General features: G+C 33.4%; 13 protein-coding genes. 1 reads left to right on the top strand and 12 read right to left on the bottom strand.

The genetic code is table 11. The annotated features are described in order from the left end of the window. Positions 1–83: 83 nt before the first annotated feature. From ACTND6_RS04755 to ACTND6_RS04715, 9 genes are all read right to left on the bottom strand, one after another. Positions 84–3,389 (bottom strand): DUF5722 domain-containing protein, encoded by a 3,306-nt coding sequence (locus ACTND6_RS04755; protein ID WP_441022057.1) that lies wholly within the window; start codon positions 3,387–3,389, stop codon positions 84–86. 143 nt (positions 3,390–3,532) lie between these two features. Next, positions 3,533–4,384, bottom strand: a complete 852-nt coding sequence (prmC, locus tag ACTND6_RS04750) for a peptide chain release factor N(5)-glutamine methyltransferase (RefSeq protein WP_441022058.1) — start codon at positions 4,382–4,384, stop codon at positions 3,533–3,535. Beyond that, a complete protein-coding gene (gene prfA / locus ACTND6_RS04745; RefSeq protein WP_441022059.1) occupies positions 4,381–5,454 on the bottom strand; it encodes a peptide chain release factor 1 in 1,074 nt (357 codons plus the stop codon). The genes prmC and prfA overlap by 4 nt, the downstream gene beginning before the upstream one ends. Before the next feature lie 3 nt (positions 5,455–5,457). Continuing rightward, positions 5,458–6,582, bottom strand: a complete 1,125-nt coding sequence (locus ACTND6_RS04740) for a sigma-70 family RNA polymerase sigma factor (protein WP_441022061.1) — start codon at positions 6,580–6,582, stop codon at positions 5,458–5,460. A 141-nt stretch (positions 6,583–6,723) separates the two neighbouring features. Then, positions 6,724–6,927 (bottom strand): 50S ribosomal protein L31, encoded by a 204-nt coding sequence (gene rpmE, locus ACTND6_RS04735; protein ID WP_178175849.1) that lies wholly within the window; start codon positions 6,925–6,927, stop codon positions 6,724–6,726. 93 nt (positions 6,928–7,020) lie between these two features. After that, on the bottom strand, positions 7,021–9,051 hold the full coding sequence (locus tag ACTND6_RS04730) for a GH25 family lysozyme (RefSeq protein ID WP_441022063.1): 2,031 nt from the start codon (positions 9,049–9,051) through the stop codon (positions 7,021–7,023). A gap of 3 nt (positions 9,052–9,054) precedes the next feature. Then, on the bottom strand, positions 9,055–9,507 hold the full coding sequence (locus ACTND6_RS04725; RefSeq protein ID WP_441022065.1) for a hypothetical protein: 453 nt from the start codon (positions 9,505–9,507) through the stop codon (positions 9,055–9,057). 74 nt (positions 9,508–9,581) lie between these two features. Beyond that, positions 9,582–12,332, bottom strand: a complete 2,751-nt coding sequence (locus ACTND6_RS04720; RefSeq protein WP_441022067.1) for a TOTE conflict system archaeo-eukaryotic primase domain-containing protein — start codon at positions 12,330–12,332, stop codon at positions 9,582–9,584. A gap of 32 nt (positions 12,333–12,364) precedes the next feature. Beyond that, positions 12,365–13,723: a glycoside hydrolase family 1 protein gene (locus tag ACTND6_RS04715; protein ID WP_441022069.1), complete on the bottom strand. Its 1,359-nt coding sequence runs from the start codon at positions 13,721–13,723 to the stop codon at positions 12,365–12,367. A gap of 275 nt (positions 13,724–13,998) precedes the next feature. On the opposite strand from ACTND6_RS04715, the gene ACTND6_RS04710 reads away from it, so the two are divergent. Beyond that, positions 13,999–15,354, top strand: a complete 1,356-nt coding sequence (locus ACTND6_RS04710) for an ATP-binding protein (RefSeq protein WP_441022070.1) — start codon at positions 13,999–14,001, stop codon at positions 15,352–15,354. A 54-nt stretch (positions 15,355–15,408) separates the two neighbouring features. Here ACTND6_RS04710 and ACTND6_RS04705 read toward each other — a convergent pair whose 3' ends face one another. From ACTND6_RS04705 to ACTND6_RS04695, 3 genes are all read right to left on the bottom strand, one after another. Then, positions 15,409–16,905 carry a family 1 glycosylhydrolase gene (locus ACTND6_RS04705; protein ID WP_441022072.1) on the bottom strand — a complete coding sequence of 499 codons (1,497 nt, stop codon included), beginning with the start codon at positions 16,903–16,905 and terminating at the stop codon, positions 15,409–15,411. Between the two features lie 420 nt (positions 16,906–17,325). Continuing rightward, complete coding sequence (locus tag ACTND6_RS04700) at positions 17,326–17,916, bottom strand: hypothetical protein (RefSeq protein WP_441022074.1); 591 nt, start codon at positions 17,914–17,916, stop codon at positions 17,326–17,328. 98 nt (positions 17,917–18,014) lie between these two features. Next, the coding region (locus ACTND6_RS04695; RefSeq protein ID WP_441045059.1) for a hypothetical protein at positions 18,015–18,985 on the bottom strand (971 nt) is incomplete at its 5' end.

Below are 18,985 nucleotides of genomic sequence, written 5' to 3'. Positions count from 1 at the left end.
TACATATCCCAACTATCATGGATTATTTAGAGAATCTAAAACTTTACCATCAGATTTTTGCTTAGATTATCAATATTATAATATTAATTGTCCGTTATATGAAAGCTACTAGTCAAAATTCCAGAGTATTCTCCCAAACCAACAACAACTACTTTAGCATTTCCAGAATCAATATTATCCAAATAGACAACATCATAATCAACGTCATTTATAAGTGGATTTCCTTCAAATTCAACCCAAATTTCCGGAAGAATTTCTTCACCTGTATATTTTTGATTTGGAATTATATTAATGTTTCCATATGATATGTCTTTTAGTTCTAACTCCTCATCATTATCCGTTTTATTAAAATTAACACTATTAATATTAGGAATAATACTATCCCAACTATCAATTCCCAAAATTGTTGTAAAATAAGATAAATTTATTAACGAATTTTCTTTATCCATACATTTAAAAATTCTGTATGATAATTTTTTATGAATTTCTTCATCATTTTCTTGTGACTGTAAACCAAACTGATAATACGAATTACCTAACGAAGCATTTTTATCATCCTTCTGTAAAAAGTAAATAAATGCATCAATATCAGATAATGATTCTGCTTTATAATATGCATATAGCATGGAAGCTGCTTGTTGTGCTTCACACTTACCATATACATTTGAGTTTGATGTGTATCCTTGTTCAGACAATATGATTGATCTTACTTTTCCATCTGAAGTCAACATTTCTTTTTTATGCATATACTCAATCAGCACATCAATATTTTTCATAGTGATTGTTATTGTATTTTCATTCTCTGTAGTAAAGTATCCATCCAATGTTAATTTACCAGTTTCATCAATTGTTCTTTGATCATCATTTAGTACCTTTGGATCACTCAATGGATAAGAATATGCATGATATGCTAAGCCCCAATTAACATCACCTTCTTCATTCATTTTTTTTGCAAAGGAGGTTAAAAATTCACGTCCACCATATGTCAGGTCATTACTTGAAATTCCCCACCAAGGTTCCAATGGAACATATACATTAGCCCCAGGAATATTAGATTTAATAATATTATGTAAAATTCGAAATGTTCTTGTATATTCATCAAGATATTCACCCAGTGGTTTCTCGCCCATATAGTTGTATGTTCCACTTTCATTTACTTCATTACCTATTACCCAATTACTTATCAACCCATATTCTTCATTGCTTCCATCATAACGTTCTGATATAAAAGTGATAAAAGCCTCTACAAATTCCGCACCTTCTTTGGTAGAAGTGTTTAACGCAAAAAAAGATGCTGAATTTTCTTCAAAAGCTGCGGGATAATAAATAGAAGGTAATTTTTCATTGAAATATGTAATAATTCCTACTGTCACAACAATCTTCTTTTTGTATAATTCTGAAAAATAACTATCTAATTTGTGAATTTCAGCAGAATTAAAATAATATTTTTTTCCTTTATAATCCATAACAATAGCATCATTTGCATCATTTTCTTGCATAACCAATGAAAGAATAACATTTGTGAATATATGTTCTACACCAAGATTTTCTGCATCCTCAAACATTCCTGCAGACATTTGAAGTCCTTTTTTATTATTTGCTTCAAAAGTACGATCCACGTTTTTAAAACCATATTCAATATTGGATATATATGCAAAATTTGAAGCTTGAACATATTGTCCATTTTCTTTTTTTACCAACACATATTTTTCGTTTATATCTGTTAAATTCAGTTTAAAATCTTTTATTGGCAAAACAATATTATCCTTTACAACCACCCCATAAGATAAATCACTCTGATAAGGATCCATCGCTAACAATTCATATGTTCCCTTATTTTCAAACAATGAATTTATGGAAACATTGATTAATTTATTATTTTCTAGTGAGATTGCAATTTGTGCATCATAAGTGATTTCTTCTGCTCGAGCACCTGTTCTTCCTTCATTATATCCATATTTCATATAATGCTCATAATACAGACGCATGTTTGATCCAAATTGTTCTTTTAAATCTAAGTATTCAGCTTGGTAATAATATGGGTCAAAATTGTCAGATGCCTGCCTTCCTTCATCCATACCATATTCAATAAAATGAGATAAAATTGTATTATAATCTGGGTTATCCCCATATACTTTTCTCAAATCATCATTATGTTCAAGATAATACTGTTCATCAAATACCAGATAATAATCAAAATCAGAATTCACTTTAGAGGAAATTGTGGTCGCTGTTCTCGGTAATAAAAACAATAAACTAGCAAAAAGAAGCAATACAATATATTTTTTCTTACCAAATTTATTTTTGATAAAACCAATAATTTTTCTCTTACTAAAAGAAAAACAAACTGAAAATAACAAACCACCAAAAAAATAAGCAAACCATATTGAAGTGTCTGCTTGCGGAAATGCTTTCCACACTGATTTTGGCAAACCACGTAATTGAGCATAAAGTACTGTTACTAATTTAAAACCTGAAAGATGCATTAACAATACCTCTAACGTAACCCTTCCAAGCCACACAAAAAATACAGTTAATTTACAGTTTAGTTTCAATATTATTCCCGCAATTCCATATAAAAAACCAAATCCCAAAAAGCATGCTACGAGAAAAAATAGAATATTTGGATACATATTATCTGCATAGGATACTTTCCCAAAAGAATTCAAAATTATTAATAAAAAGAAACATATTCCCGCAGAGAAAAAATCAGAATATTTATAATTTATCTTATCTTTAAATACCTCAAAATTATTCTTATAACAATAATATAATTCATGTCCAAAAACAAATATACTCCAACTCGAAAAAACTGTTCCAACATTTAATGGATTACTTAATAACCAGGATGGAAGAAGAGGTGATTTCACATTAATAAGATAACCAAATATCAATAGTATTATTGATATAATCACTCTAATCTGTCGACTATACTTTTTAAATATCAATTTAGAGATAAAGTCGATAACAGAAAACGAAATTTCCAGTAAAAATAAAGCTCTAATAAACCAACACGGTCCAAGTAACTGTTCACCTGCTGTCATTGTGAGAATCTTAGATATTTGTACTAAGATTTCTCGATAAGTCAACATAGTTCCTTCTAAAATACCTAAAAGAATGAAAGAATTCCTAAAAAACAGAAAAACGATATTATATAAAACAAAGGGAATATATAATGTTTTTATTTTTTTAAGTATACAATCAAGTAAATTACTGAATGAATCAGTATAGTTTTCTTTAAAGAGTATTCCAGAAATAGCAAAAAAAACACCAACATGAAAAAGATTAACAAAGCTACTTGCTGGTTCAATTCCAGTATGACCAAGAGTAACCAATAAAATTCCTAATGCTTTTATTATATCTAACCTCTTATTTCTTACTTTTCCCATTATTCCTCCATTATTCTTTTGTGACTTCAGATAACATTTTTAAATAATAAACTATTTAGTACATAAATTAATGTTGTCTATTATATAAAAATTCAAACAATACTTTTTCAATAACTCGTTCAATTTAATTAAAATCAGATTGCTCACTTAAAATACACAAACAACATTCTATCTTTGCCATTCATGTCTTTCAGTATTTCATACTCACATCCAGGAAGCATTTCCTCAACAAGCTTAGACATTCTTTCTCTTTGATCCCAGCCCATTTCAAAAGCCATGAATGCTTTTTCTTTCAAAACTTTCTTACAGTTCTTAAAGATTTCACGATAGAACTTCAATCCATCTTCCCCGCCAAACAAAGCAACATGAGGTTCAAAATCAACAACACTCTTTTCCATTACTTCTTCTTGAGGAATATATGGAGGATTAGATACCAATACATCCAGCTTGATACCTTTTTCAATCAAAGGCTGCAACATATCACCAGTCACAAAATCAATGTCAGCTTCATTGTTCTCTGCATTCTTTTTCGCAGTTACAACAGCTTCTTCACTGATATCCGTAGCCATCATATGGACTTTAGATTCTTCCTTAGCCAATACAATCGCAATCGCACCACTTCCAGTACCAACATCCGCACATGCAATCGATTGATTATCCACAAACCACTCATCCATTCTCGCAAGAATATTTGCACATAATTCTTCCGTTTCAGGACGAGGAATCAATACATCTTCATTCACAATCATCTTGTATCCATAAAACCAGGAATATCCAAGAACATGTTCCATTGGTTCATAATGCAAGATTCTATCCATACCAGCTTCAAATTCCTTTTCCAAGGCTTCTGGCATTTCATCTTCATAATGCAGATATAAATCATATCTTTCTCTCTGTGACAATTCTGTTAAATACGCCATCACAGTTTCACAAGGAATATCCTTGTTGTCACAAAGCTTCTCATATTTTCTAACAATACTAGAGAAAGTTGTCATTCAGAAACCTCTAACTTTCTTCTTTCTTCTTCTGCCTGTAAAGCATCAATCACTTCCTGCAGCTTGCCTTCCATAATCTGATCCAAATGGTTTACAGAAAAATGAATTCTATGATCCGTTACACGGTTCTGAGGATAGTTGTATGTTCTGATCTTTTCACTTCGATCACCTGTACCGATTTTCGCTCTTCTTTCCTTGCCAGCAGCTTCTTCTTTTTCCTTCTGCATTTCTTCATATACTCTAGCACGAATGATACGAATTGCAGTTTCTCTATTTTCAATCTGAGATCTGCCTTCCTGGCAGTTAACAGTAATACCTGTAGGAATATGCACAATTCTAACGGCACTATCTGTCTTATTGATATGCTGACCACCGGCACCACTCGCTCTATGCGTTTCAAATGTCAGATCATTCATATCCAGTTCAAAATCTTCTTCTTCAATTTCAGGCTGACACAAAACCGTTGCAGTAGAAGTATGAATTCTACCCTGTGTCTCTGTCTTAGGAACTCTCTGTACTCTATGTACACCAGATTCCCATTTCAATGCCTTATACACATCTGTACCCTTGATAGAGAATACAATCTGAGAAAAGCCACCAGCTTCAGAAACAGAAGCTTCCATAACCTGTACTTTCCAGCTCTGGCTTTCCGCATATCTTGTATACATACGATACAAGTCACCCGCAAAGATGTTGCCTTCATCTCCTCCAGCACCACCTCTGATTTCCATAATGACATCATTGCCATCTTCAGGATCTCTAGGAATCAACATCTTCTGAATCTTCTCTAAAAGTGCTTCTCTTTCAGGAACACATTCATCCAATTCAATCTGTGCCATTTCCTTCATTTCAGGATCTTCTTCTGCAAGCATTTCTTCTGCCTGCATGATTCTAGAATCAAATTCCTGTAATTCATGCCAGGCTTCTACAGAACCACTCAACTGTGCCTGTTCCTTAGAAAGCTTTGTAATCTTTCTAGGATTCGAAATGACTTCATCACTAATCAGCTGATCACTGATTTCATTATATTGTTTCTCTAATTCAATTAGTTTTTCCCTTACTGCGTCCATTCCTCACTCCTCATCTAAGTCCGTATATTCTTCTTTTGTCTTGATGATCATTTTCAATCTTCTCATCGCTTTATTCTCAATCTGACGGACTCTTTCCTTAGTAATCCCATATATTTTACCAACTTCATCTAAAGTTTTCACTGTTCCTGTGCCATCTAACCCAAAACGCATACGAACAATTGCTTCTTCTCTTTCAGGTAATTCTTTCAACACTTTATCAATCTGATCTTTCAAAGCTTCACTCTTAAATACATCTTCTGGGCCTTTAATAGAATCATCCTTGATAAAATCACCTAAAGTACTATCTTCTTCATCTCCTGTAGGAGATTCTAAAGAAATTGTATCCTGTGATACAGACAATAAATCTGTTACTTTTGCTGCATCCATGCCAGGAATTTTTTCAGCGATTTCTTCCGGCGTTGGTTCACGATTGAATTCCTGGAATAATTCACGTTGAATCTTTTTGATTTTATAGATTTGTTCTGTTGTGTGTACTGGAATACGAATATCTCTTGACTGATCAGCAATAGCACGCGTTAAAGACTGACGAATCCACCACGTTGCATATGTAGAAAAACGGAATCCTTTATCTGGATCAAACTTCTCTACAGCTCTCATCAATCCAATATTTCCTTCCTGAATCAAATCCTGATACGACAATCCACGATTCAAGAACTTTCTCGCCATCGCAACAACTAATCTAAGATTCGCATTGATCATGATTTCCTTAGCTTCAGGATCACCCTGTGCAGCTCTTCTTCCAATTTCAATTTCTTCTTCTGGTGTCAAACGATCAACAGCTCCAATTTCCTGAAGATATGCTTTCATTGAATCAAATGATTTCTTACGATCTACTTGAGATGAAGTTTCTTCAGAATCGTTTTCCTCCTCGTCTTCATCTTCGTCCTCATCCTCTTCATCTAACTCATCTTCTTCACCTTCACCTGACATTAAGATTTCATCATTTTCCTGAATCCAGTTAAATAAATCTTCTTCTTCATCTTCACTAAGATGATTTTTTGTAGCTATATCAATGACATCCTTTTCATTGATTTCATTTTCTTTTTTTGATTGTTCCAAAAGATATTGTTTAATCTCTTCTAATGATTTGTAATTCTTTGCAGGCATAATTGTACCCTCCATTAGCTTGTAAAAAAACTCAATTTCCATGCAATTATAACATGGCAGACACAATATCTTCTAAATACTCTTCTTAAGAATTGATGAATCAAAAGAAAAGACTTGAGATAAAATCCCAAGTCATTATTCTTACTTAAGTCCGTATTTCTTATTGAACTTTTCTACCTGACCTGCAGCTGCAGCGAATCTCTGTCTACCTGTGTAGAAAGGATGGCAGTTAGAACATGTATCTACCTTGATTTCCTTTAATACAGAACCTGTTTCAAATTCTGCACCACATGATGTACATACAACCTTAGTCTTGTAATAATTTGGATGAATTCCTTGTTTCATAGTTCATTCTCCCTTCTGCCTTATGCCTCTATACGTGCATAAAGAAAGTGCGTTAATAGAATAGCATAAACAATCTTTTTGTACAATAGTCAATCAATCAAAATACCCCATATCATAGATAATATTTTTATCAATTCCTCGACTAGTATACTGATGGATTGCTGCACCATAATTCGATAAATCTTTCTGCAAAGTTCCATCATTGGTTTCTCCCCAATGTGCAACCCATTTTAGATAACCAGTGGAAATATTGTTTTCAAAATCGTTGTAGTTTGCATATACACCCGCTCTATATCCACTCGATTGAATGGTATCACAAAATGTCTTAACAATTGGATCTAGGGAAGCATGATTCCAAGTCATTCTTGCTTCTTTATATGGATCACTTTCCACATCCATCCATACGCCAAGCGTAGGATTTGCACCAGAATTTCTTAAAATCTGTATAAAAGTATTTGCTTCCTGTTTTGCAAGATTTACATCCGTAGCATAAGAATACCAATACACACCATACGGAATTCCATACGCATTACACTTTGCTATATTCTTTCTAAAATATGTATCTTCCTGATCTGTAGACCAACCATATCCAGCACGAATAATCACAAACCCATTCTGATATTGTGATAAATTCACATCCCCATTCCATTGACTGACATCAACACCATATAAGCTTCTCGAACAGCTGACAATAACACCACTGCTATTAATGTGATAATAATATCCACCATAAATTACATTTGATGTAGCCATTCTTCCATCAGTTCCACAAAAATAGTTTCCTATTCTAGTATTTGTCACCATATATCCATCTTGATCAAAATAATACCAGGAACCACTCACGTCCATCCAGCAGTTTTTCGCATATGCGTTATTCTTAGTATTTTTATACATCCAGTGGCTGCCATCTTGACGCCATTGCCACTCCGTTGCATTCGGAACCCAAATGCCATCTGCATTTACATAATATCCATCGATCCACGTATCACGTGCCAGTCTGCCATCTGGATAGAAATAATTGGATCCCATCCATCCATTCGATACCATCGCACCAGAATTATCACAATAATATGTTGCGCCATCCACATCAAAGAATCCGGTCTGCATGTTACCCTGAGCATCAAAGTGATACCACTTGCCACCAATCAGACTCCATTGATTTATAAGGTACTGCCCTGTCACAGAACTCTGATATTTCCAGATATTTCCCTGCTTTACCCAGTTCCATTCTCTTGCACCAGGTACCCACGCACCATTGCCGTCTACATAGTAGCCGCCAATCCATTGGTTCCTCAGCATTTTTCCGTCATTTCCTAAATAATAATTTCCAACCCATGCATTACGAACTGCTGAACCATTTTCTTGAAAATAATACCACTCATCTACATACTGCCAGCCAGTTACCATTGCACCACTAGCATCCATAAAATATTTATTTCCATCAATTTCATGCAAGCCAGTTTGCATGTTGCCATCTGCATCAAAGTGATACCATTTACCGCCAATCAGGCTCCATTGATTTGTGAGGTACTGCCCAGTCACGGAACTCTGGTATTTCCAGATATTTCCCTGCTTTACCCAGTTCCATTCTTTTGCGCCTGGCACCCACGCACCATTACCATCAACGTAGTAGCCACCAATCCATTGATTTCTAAGCATCTTGCCATCATTGCCAAGATAATAGTTTCCAATCCATGCATTGCGTACTGCCGAACCGTTTCCTTGGAAATAATACCACTCATCTACATACTGCCAGCCAGTCAACATTGCACCAGATGCATTAAAATCATAAATCTGTCCATCAATGATATTTAAACCAATTGTCTGATTTCCATTTTCATCAGAATAATACCAGCTTCCATTGATGAATTTCCATGATTTTTCACTAGAAGTTGCATCCACAATATTTTTTGATTTTATAAGATCAAACGATTTTACAGAATATGTTTCATATTGATTATTTGTTAATCTGTATAAATTGTTTTGATTTAAAACTGCATGCATTGTATTCTGATTTGTATGATTGAGTTCTTTTGTGATTTCCTTGGCATATGCAGTTAATGTACTTGTAGATAAAACTGAAACCGTCGCTCCAAAGCATAAAGTTGTTTTTAATGCATTCATACACTATTCCTCAAATCCAGCCTGATAATATAACACATTTCCTTCTGCATCTGTCACACAGAATATACGTGCTTCGTTTTCAACATTCGCTGTATTACCATTTGCACTTTCATGATCAATGACATCTTGCAGTGCTTCTTGCACTGTAGCATATTGCCCACTCAAGTAAGAACATTCTGCATAATACCAGTCACTCTGATCAATCCGATTCCAATTAGCTGGACCATCAATTCCAGCTAAATCAACAGGCCTATAGCTATATAACAATGTATCTGTTGTCTGTTCCGTAGGTGCAGCACTAATATTCACAGTATAAGATGCTTCAGATACATTTCCATGAATATCACATGCATGCACAGACACAGAATTCACGTTACTTTCCGCTTTTACATTAATTACACTTGAAGTAAGAATCAAAAACGACAATAATCCCTTAATACATCTTTTTGTTTTCATTTCCCCTAAATAATTTATATGCACTTAAAAAGTACGTTAAATAACGCACTTTTTAGTATATCAAAATTATTTTTTCATGACGCAGTAAATTTACTAAAGTGCAAATACCCTTCGTTAATTTCTTCTTTATCATTCACACTATTTAACGCTTCACTTGCCAATTGAATACTCTCGTATCTCAAATATCCATCTACAAATTCATCATTTTCAAATAAATCACTTGGACAATTCCAAACGATTTCCTTGTCAATGACAATCAAATGCATCGTATGTTCGCTGTAAATCACATTTCCACCCAAGCCGGTCATGTATTTAACAATTTGAGGATTTGTTTTATCATTTACAACAAAATGTATTCGAATGCCATTCCAGTGAAGTTTGGATAATAAATCATAGTATTGATAAAAAGAATCAAAAGCATTTGCTGCAGAAAAGAACGTAATTTCTTTTTTTGCTGTTCTCATATCATCAACAACTTGTTTTTTAAACGATTCATAATCAAACAACATTTTTTCAACATCATTATTACTTGTTTCTTCTTGAATAAAGTACCCTCTACTCAAGTATGTTTTTAAGCGTTTTTCATACATACTTTTAGCCATTCGTATTTCAGAATCCACATAGTCATACACTTTAATTGTATCTTTATTTTCAAATTTTCTTTCAATTCGACCTGTATATTGAATGACTCGATAATCTGCAGAAAAAGGTGCAGTGATAAACAAAGTACGCAATGCCGGAAGATCAAATCCTTCTCCAATTCCTTTGCTGATTGCCAATAAAACAAATGGTTTTTCAGATAAGTCCTTTAATTTCTGTAAAGTTTCATTTCTATCCTTAATCTTTGTCTTACCATGGATAATAAATACATTCTCAATGGATTGCTCCAACATTTGTTTCAATGTTTCTAAATGTTCAATTCTTTCTGACAAAACAATGCATTGACTATTTTCTCTATACTCTTTCAAAACATCTTGAAAAATCATATAGTTTCTTGCTTGATTCTCGCAAAGATACTGCAATAACTCTGTAGGATTATAATCTTTCTCAAGAATTCTTGTATTTGTATATCGTGGAATTAATATCTTATGCATTGCACTAACTGACTTTTTATTTTCGCTCACTCTGACTGGTCCACAATACATTTGCACAACAGGGAAAAGACCTTTTTGTTTATCAGGGGTAGCAGATAAACCATACACTCTTTTTGCTTTCACACGTTTTAAAATCATGTCATACGTTGTACTTCCAATGTTATGACATTCATCAACAATAACCATTCCATAGTTTGAAAGAATTTCATCAATATTTTCCATGGATGCTAATGACTTATCTACCGCAACATCAATATTTCCAAATACTTTTTTATTATTTCCATCAATCCTTCCAATATAAGTATTCTTTTTCTTATCACATCCTTCATATTGAAGAAATTCTTTTATTTGATTCACCCATTGCTTTTGCAAAACTACACGATTCACAATAATCAATGTACTCACTTTTAATTGTGCAATCAAATAAATCGTCGCAATCGTTTTCCCCCAGCCAGGCTCTGCCTTTAAAATTCCCAAATCATATTTCATCAATTTAGTAATTGCTGACGATTGATCCACACGAATATTTCCTTTAAACGCAACTTCAATTTCTTTTCCTTGTATACAATGATTTTCATATATCCATTGCGTTCCTGGCATTCTTTCTTTCAAAAACTCAAATCTTCCTCTAGGAATATATAAATATTGATCTGTTTCTTCATACCAGCATTTAATCCTTGGGGTATTATAAATCGGCAATTTCATCTGTACTTTATTTTTATAATCAGGATTGATTATGGACGCTGAACGTTTTAGCAGACTCAATGTTGCCGCATTTAATCCATGCTTTGATATTCTTAACATTGATTCCTCAATACATTCAATTTTCCCAGAATATTTAAAATCCGTATCCAGAGACAATGATAATTGATCATTTTCAAAGAAATAGTCTTCTTCATATTGTGTTAATACTTCAATCTCTTCTTGTGTAATTTTTCTGATTTGTGCTAAATATTCCATTGGATGCTTTATAAATTTTCCATCCGTATCAATAAAGCATGTTGATCTCTGTTTGCTAAGCAATGCATGCTTCCAAAATGGAGCAGCAATCAAATTTCCCAATTCCTTTTCACTCACATAGTCTTGATTTGGAAAAATACGATCAAAACTTTTAAACGAAATATTTTTATTACGATTCATTGCTTTTTCCAACAATCTATTTGCCAATTTTCTTGCCTTATATGCATGTATCGCAGTAGAAAAGAAAAACCAAAGATGACCACCTTGCCCGCTTGCACTCTTTTCCATGACGCATTCTAATTCAAGTTCTCTAGCAACCCGATAGACACATAACATTGCTTCAAACCAATCATCCTCATCAAAATCAATCGCCATAAAATAACAAGTACTGTTATTTTGCAAAGGATATAACCCTATTCCTAAAAATTCAGCATCTTTTAAATGTTTTGACAATACCTCCGTAGTTAATGATTCTCTTTCAAAATATTGGCACTCTATACATTTCTGCTTCATTCGATGTTTATGTGGACAACATTCTTTTAAATTATTTTTACAGGATGGTGCCCAACCATATTTATTCTGATTTTTATTCCAGAAACGGTACGCAAAAACATTGTCATTTCCTCGGAAATAACTTTTAAATACTTCTAGCTTTTCATTTGAAGACAACTCTTTTCCATCTTCAAGATAGAATATTCCATTTTCTTTCAACAATTGCTTAAGCCTTTTATTTTCAGCCTCTAATTGTCTATATTCATCTTCATTATGCATATCATCTCTTTCTGCAATGCAACCAATATTATTTACATCTCTTCTCCATCGCTCTCAATCACTTTTTTCAGCCAGTGATAACTCTTCTTTGGAACACGCTTCATATCTCTTAGATCATGATTCGTACGATTCACATACACAACACCATATCTCTTTCTCATATCCCCTTGAGAAGAAAGAATATCAATCAATCCCCATCCAAGATATCCTAGTACAGGAATACCATCTTCATGCATTGCATTAAACATTTCTTTAATATGTTCTCTATGATAAGCAATACGATAATCATCCTGGATTTCATGGTCACCATCCCATTCCTCCTGTACGCCAATACCATTTTCAATTGGAAATACAGGTAATCCCGTTCTTTTATATATCTTATTTATTACATCTCTAAAACCTAATGGATCAATCTGCCAGTTCCACTCTGTCGTTTCTAGATACGGATTATCCTGTCCACCATACATCAAATATTCATTTGGTACCGTTCCTTCAGGAATCTTATCTGAATTAACAGTTGTTGAACAATAATAAGAGAAGCAAATATAGTCTTCTTTATGATGGCGAATCACTTCTAATTCTTCCTCTGTTGCCTTCATATCAATGCGATGTGTTTCAACATAATGCATCATTTCTTCAGAATAATGACCATGTGAAAAAGCATCCAGCAACGTCAGATTCATAAACTCATCATGTTTTCTCGCACACAGAATATCCAAAGGTTTACATGTCGCTGGATACACTTCACTATATGCAAGCATACCACCAATCTTCGCATCACTATTCTCATGCAGATAATTACAGATTGCACAATGTGCATACATTACATTATGAAAAATCTGATACAGCGTATCTGTATTCTTTTCACAATTCACACTACCCGCAATCTTATATGCATAAGAATTATGATATAAATTCTGTTCATTAAATGTAATCCAGTACTTTACACGATCACTATAACGATCAATGATTTTCTTACCAAAACGAATAAATGCTTCCGTTACGTCTTTACTCAAAAATCCATTATATTCTCTTGCAAGATGCAAAGGCATATCAAAGTGATACATACAAATCATTGGTGTAATATTTCTTTTTAACAAACCATCAATCAAACGGTCATAGAAAGCCAATCCTTCTTCATTAAACTTCCCATCACCATCCTTCACACATCTACTCCATGAAACCTGGAAACGATACATATTCATACCAAGATCTTTCATTAAATCCAGATCTTCATCAAAAGAATGATAATTATCATTTGCAAAATGCCAGTCACTGCGATGTTCTGCAGGTTCTACAATGTCATAGACAGATAAAGATTTCCCACCTTCATTCCATCCACCTTCCGTCTGCATGCTGCTAGAACTATTGCCCCAGAAAAATTGTGTCATTATAAATTGTCTCCTTGCATAAACTTCTACTACTATATTGTCATTTCGTTCATATTTCTTCAAGCATAATCAATTTCTCATATCTATAATTCGTGCAAAGGTGCAAGTTACTCTCTAAAAAAAGTACTAAAAGGTGCAAATTATATGTCAAAAAATATGCTTAAAGGTGCAAATAACTCTTCTAAAAATGTATTAAAAGGTGCAATTCACACTCCAAAAAAAGGTATAAAAAGGTGCAATTCATGATAAAATACAATCATAGAACGGAGGCAAACATGGAGAGATTAGCATTAAACGATTTAATTTGCTGGAATAAGAGTGCAAATAGAAAACCTCTCATTGTGTGGGGTGCACGTCAAACAGGAAAATCCTATTTGATAAAAGAGCTTTTCGCAAAAACATTTTATAAAAACAAATTTATCTATATAGATTTTAAAATCGAAGATGAAATCCGTGAATTTTGTTTTCAAACTGCGAACCCTCAAAAAATAATTGAATATATTTCTTTGCGTTTCAACAAAGAAATCAACAAAAATACTCTTTTAATTTTTGACGAAGTACAAGAATGTCCAAACATTATTTCTGCTCTAAAATATTTTTGCCAAGATTATAGAGATATTCCTGTCATTTCAACTGGATCAATGGTTCGAATCAAACTGCAAAGAGAAATTCGCAAAAAAGGATCTAACAGCCAATTTCTTTTTCCTGTCGGGAAAATCGATCAATTAACTCTGTATCCTATGTCATTCGATGAGTTCTTGCTCAACAGCAACAAAATTCTATACAAAACAGTACAGAATGCATACGCTGAAAAAAAACCTCTTTCTTCACAGATTCATAATCTCGCAATGGAACAAATATATAAATATCTTTTGATTGGTGGAATGCCTGAAGCTGTAGATGCATATGTAAATAATGCCTCACTTTTACAATGTCGAAATATCCTCAAGTCACTATATGATAACTATTTATCTGATATGGAGTTATATCAAGCCAGCCAAGAATCTATTCTTCGTTCTCGCTTGCTTTTCCAAAATATTTTTAAAGAACTTAATAAAGAATCGAAAAATTTTTCTCCTGGGCTGATTGAAGAAAAAAAGAAAACGAGAGACTTTGCAACTTCAATACAATGGCTCACAATGTCTCATATTATTCATCAATCATTTCAATTAAAAGAACATGTCACGACTCCATTAATGCCAGATAGTGAAAGTAATTTCAGACTATTCCTTGCAGACATTGGTATGTTTTCTTATCAAAGCGGCATCAATGCAGAATCTTTTGTTTCCAGTGATAGAGAAAACACATTATCAGGAATATTCTTCGAAAACTATGTAGCCGATGAACTCATTGCTAAAGGAAATCACCTATTTTATTGGAAAGGAAAATCCTCAGCTGAATTTGAATTCATCATCGAATCCAATAACAAACTATATCCAATAGATGTAAAAAAAGGAAGAGGAACATTGAATTCTCTTGAGAAGTTTTCTAACCAAAATAAATTTGAATATGCTATTAAAATTTCCAAAAACAACTACGGATATAATTCCGAGCAAAAATTATTAACAATTCCACTATATTTTTTGCCTTTTCTTTCAAAAGATCTAGCAGAAGGAACACTTACTATCTAGAAGAAAAAAGAGATATTGATGAGCGAATCACTCATACAATATCTCTTTCTTTCATTACTTTAAATCTTCTCCATTACTCTTGATACACTTCTGATACCAGTAGTAAGAATCCTTGCACTTTCTTTCCATTGTGCCCTGTCCATAGTTATCGGCATCAACGTAGATCTGGCCATATCTCTTAGCCATTTCACCTTCACCATTACTAACCATGTCAACGCATCCCCAATACAGATAACCCATTAAAGGAATACCATCAATATCAACCGCATCCTTCATAGACTGGATATTAGCTCTCATATAATCAATACGATAATCATCATGTACTGTATTATCTTCAAATTTATCATTCCATCCAATACCATTTTCAACACAGAACAAATCACAATGATATCTATTATAGAATGTATTCAATACAATTCTTAAGCACTGTGGATCTGTAGCCCATCCCCATGCATTTGTTTTGAGATAAGGATTGGCAACTGTTCTTTGCATTGCACCATTTCCTTCACCCTTTTTCATATCTTCATCAACATGTGTTGTTAACACATGAGAACCATAACATGAGAAGCTCAAGAAATCACAAACACCAGCTTTTAATAAAGCAGCATCACCATCTTCAAAAGGAATTGTAATATTCTTTCTTTCATATTCCTTTAGCTTATAGGTAGGATATACACCTGTCATCTGCACATCAGAATAGAACAATGTTCTATCTTCCTGCTGTTTTGCTAATAACTGGTCATATGGATCACATGTATAGCCATATACAGGGCCAAAAGCAAGCATCATACCAACACGAATTTCCGGATGAGACTGATGTGCCGCAATCACTGTTTTCGCACTTGCTAAAAACTGATGGAACGTTGCATTAGCAATATTCTGTTCATCCGCATGAATCAAGCCAGCAGTTACATAAGGTGCAGCTTCAATACAGTTAATTTCATTAAATGTTAAATAATACTTACACAAGCCTTCAAAACGATCAAAACAAGTTTCAGCATAACGAACAAACATATCCACAAGTTTACGATCATTCCATCCATTAAATCTCTGTGCCAATGATAATGGAGTTTCATAGTGAGACAATGTAACAAGAGGTTCAATACCATACTTCTTGCATTCTTCCATGACACTCTTATAGAAAGCAACGCCTTCTTCATTTACATTTGCATCATCTCCATTAGGGAAAATACGAGACCATTTAATAGAAAGTCTAAAACACTTAAATCCTTCTTCTGCACATAGCTTGATATCTTCTTTGTAATGATGATAAAAATCAGAAGCAATATGAGAAGGATAATAATACTTGTCATCATCTAACAGACAAGGAATTGCACCTTCTGGTAAATGTCTTTCTTCAGAACCAAAGCATAAAGGTGTAGAACCTGTTGTTCCATCTTCCTTCTTCCATGTTACCTGGCGACGAACTGTATGAGAACCGTTTGTCATGACGTCTGCAGTTGCAAGACCTGCACCACCTTCGAATACGCCACCTTCGTACTGGTTGGCTGCCGTAGCACCACCCCATAAAAAATCTTTACTAAATCCCATAATATATTTTCTCTCTTTCTGCTTTCTATTATAACAACTTTACTCGCACACTCGTCAGTAAAAATGCCATATATGTTAAAAAGTAATCTTCTTAACATTTTTTGAAGACGAATATAAATCATGATACGAAGAGTAGAATGTGTATGTCGTATCAATATTGACAGGCAAGAAATTAGACGAAGTACAGTCAATAGATCATTTAATAATTAATCGTTTAATCGTAACCGATAGAAAGCTAACTATATAAAAAATAGTAGATAACAGTATTGAATCGAACAAAAGAAAAAGATAAGAACAGAATCATTTCAAATGGCTTCAATTCTTATCTCTTTTCAGTTTGTTTTATGACTTGCTCCCATAAGTGCCGTCAGAATTTGGCAAACCGAAAATGATGTCAAAGTATTAAGATATAATTAAAACTTATTCCTTGACAATACTTTTCACAACATAAATGCCAACTGGATCTGTATCGTAGGAAAGTAACAAAGATAGATCATAGATATTTTGAAAATCAATTCCATCTCTAGTTCCACTAATTGTAGCTTTACAATTTACAAGACCAACAGATTTTTCGTTTAGAGTTGCTTCTTTAGCTTCTGTTATAGAGATGTCAATATTTTCTGTTGTAATAGTTTTACCAGAATAAAATTCAGTTAATGTATCAGTCAATTTCTTTTTTTGATCACTATTTTCAATAGAATCATAGAATTTTCTTAAAAGTTTCGATTTACTGTCAGAAGAGTAAGAATCATCCATACCTAATGTTGAATTAACCCACTTTTTTATTCCTTCAGCAAGTACATCATTTAATGATCCATCTAAATTATTATCTGTTACTACAACATTCTGGTATGCAGTATAGTTATGGGCTGCATCTATCTTCTTTTTCATTTCAGAACTATTTTGACTATTTAACAAAAACATAATAACAAAAGTAATAACTGAAATAAACAATAATATACAACCAACTAAAAATAGTAGATTTCCTTTTTTTATTTTCCTCTTTTTCATAAAGTTCCTCTTAGAAAAAATTGTCGGAGATAAACTCCGACAATTTTATACTTACTTTCAACACTTAATTGAAATAATCAATTATGCAGTAGTTTTAATTAGGATAATTTTTTTCTACCGACAACAATTGCACTAATAGCAACCATGCTCATTACTAATGGAATTGCATAAGCAGCTACGTCAGATGTATCAGCTGTATCAGCTGTCTTAGAAGGCTTCTTTGTTTCTTCCTTCTTAGTATCATCTTTCTTAGTGTCATCCTTCTTTGGATCTTCTGTAGGTGTAGGTGCAACTGCATCCTTTTCTACAATTACTGTATGTCCACCAACTGTACCAGGCATTGTAATTTCAGTTACTTGATCAACACCATCAGCTAAATGATAACCTTCTGGTAGTGTGAAATCTTTACCAAGAACAAATGTTGTAACCTTATCACCGTTTTCATCAACAGTGAATTCCTTAGCAACAGAAGTTGTTCCAACTGTTTCGCCATCCTTTGTTTCGAATGTAACTGTTAAAACAGCCTTTGTTTCATCCTGTTCAACGAACATAACAGTTCCGCCTGTTGCTCCAGCTGGAAGTGTAACATTCTTAATCTGGTCATTATAATCTACCCAGTGATATCCTTCAGGAAGAACAATATCATCACCAAGAGCGAATACTACATCTTCTTCATCTGTAGAAGTCTTTTCAAATGTCTTTTCACCAACTACTGTTCCATCAACAGTTTCGAAGTTTACATGCAATGTTGTAACCTTTTCAATTTTACGTAATTCTACGTTTACATCATCTGTATTATAGAAATCAAGATCTCCAGTAACAACTGGTTCATATCCTGCTGGGATTTCCTTTAAATCTTTTGTATTAACATGAATTTCATCAGCTGGAATTTCGATCTTTTCAATAGCGTTTTCAAATGGAATCTTTGTTTCAGCATCAATATAATGTACATAAACTGTTCTTGTCTGTGCGGCAACCTTACGAACTTTGACATTTACATCTTCTACACCACAGAAGTTAATATCTCCCTTTTCACAAACTTCATATCCTGCTGGAATTTTTTTCAAAT

The organism is Bulleidia sp. HCP3S3_C9 (assembly GCF_052064035.1).
Taxonomy (GTDB): domain Bacteria; phylum Bacillota_I; class Bacilli_A; order Erysipelotrichales; family Erysipelotrichaceae; genus Bulleidia.
This window is presented reverse-complemented; position numbering and strand designations above follow the sequence as displayed.

Excerpts from the sequence above, each read along its gene's own strand:
- ACTND6_RS04740 (WP_441022061.1), bottom strand. The coding sequence starts at position 6,582 with ATGCCTGCAAAGAATTACAAATCATTAGAAGAGATTAAACAATATCTT.
- ACTND6_RS04710 (WP_441022070.1), top strand. The coding sequence starts at position 13,999 with ATGGAGAGATTAGCATTAAACGATTTAATTTGCTGGAATAAGAGTGCA.
- ACTND6_RS04705 (WP_441022072.1), bottom strand. The coding sequence starts at position 16,905 with ATGGGATTTAGTAAAGATTTTTTATGGGGTGGTGCTACGGCAGCCAAC.
- ACTND6_RS04725 (WP_441022065.1), bottom strand. The coding sequence starts at position 9,507 with ATGAAAACAAAAAGATGTATTAAGGGATTATTGTCGTTTTTGATTCTT.
- rpmE (WP_178175849.1), bottom strand. The coding sequence starts at position 6,927 with ATGAAACAAGGAATTCATCCAAATTATTACAAGACTAAGGTTGTATGT.
- ACTND6_RS04700 (WP_441022074.1), bottom strand. The coding sequence starts at position 17,916 with ATGAAAAAGAGGAAAATAAAAAAAGGAAATCTACTATTTTTAGTTGGT.
- ACTND6_RS04720 (WP_441022067.1), bottom strand. The coding sequence starts at position 12,332 with ATGCATAATGAAGATGAATATAGACAATTAGAGGCTGAAAATAAAAGG.
- prmC (WP_441022058.1), bottom strand. The coding sequence starts at position 4,384 with ATGACAACTTTCTCTAGTATTGTTAGAAAATATGAGAAGCTTTGTGAC.
- ACTND6_RS04730 (WP_441022063.1), bottom strand. The coding sequence starts at position 9,051 with ATGAATGCATTAAAAACAACTTTATGCTTTGGAGCGACGGTTTCAGTT.
- prfA (WP_441022059.1), bottom strand. The coding sequence starts at position 5,454 with ATGGACGCAGTAAGGGAAAAACTAATTGAATTAGAGAAACAATATAAT.
- ACTND6_RS04715 (WP_441022069.1), bottom strand. The coding sequence starts at position 13,723 with ATGACACAATTTTTCTGGGGCAATAGTTCTAGCAGCATGCAGACGGAA.
- ACTND6_RS04755 (WP_441022057.1), bottom strand. The coding sequence starts at position 3,389 with ATGGGAAAAGTAAGAAATAAGAGGTTAGATATAATAAAAGCATTAGGA.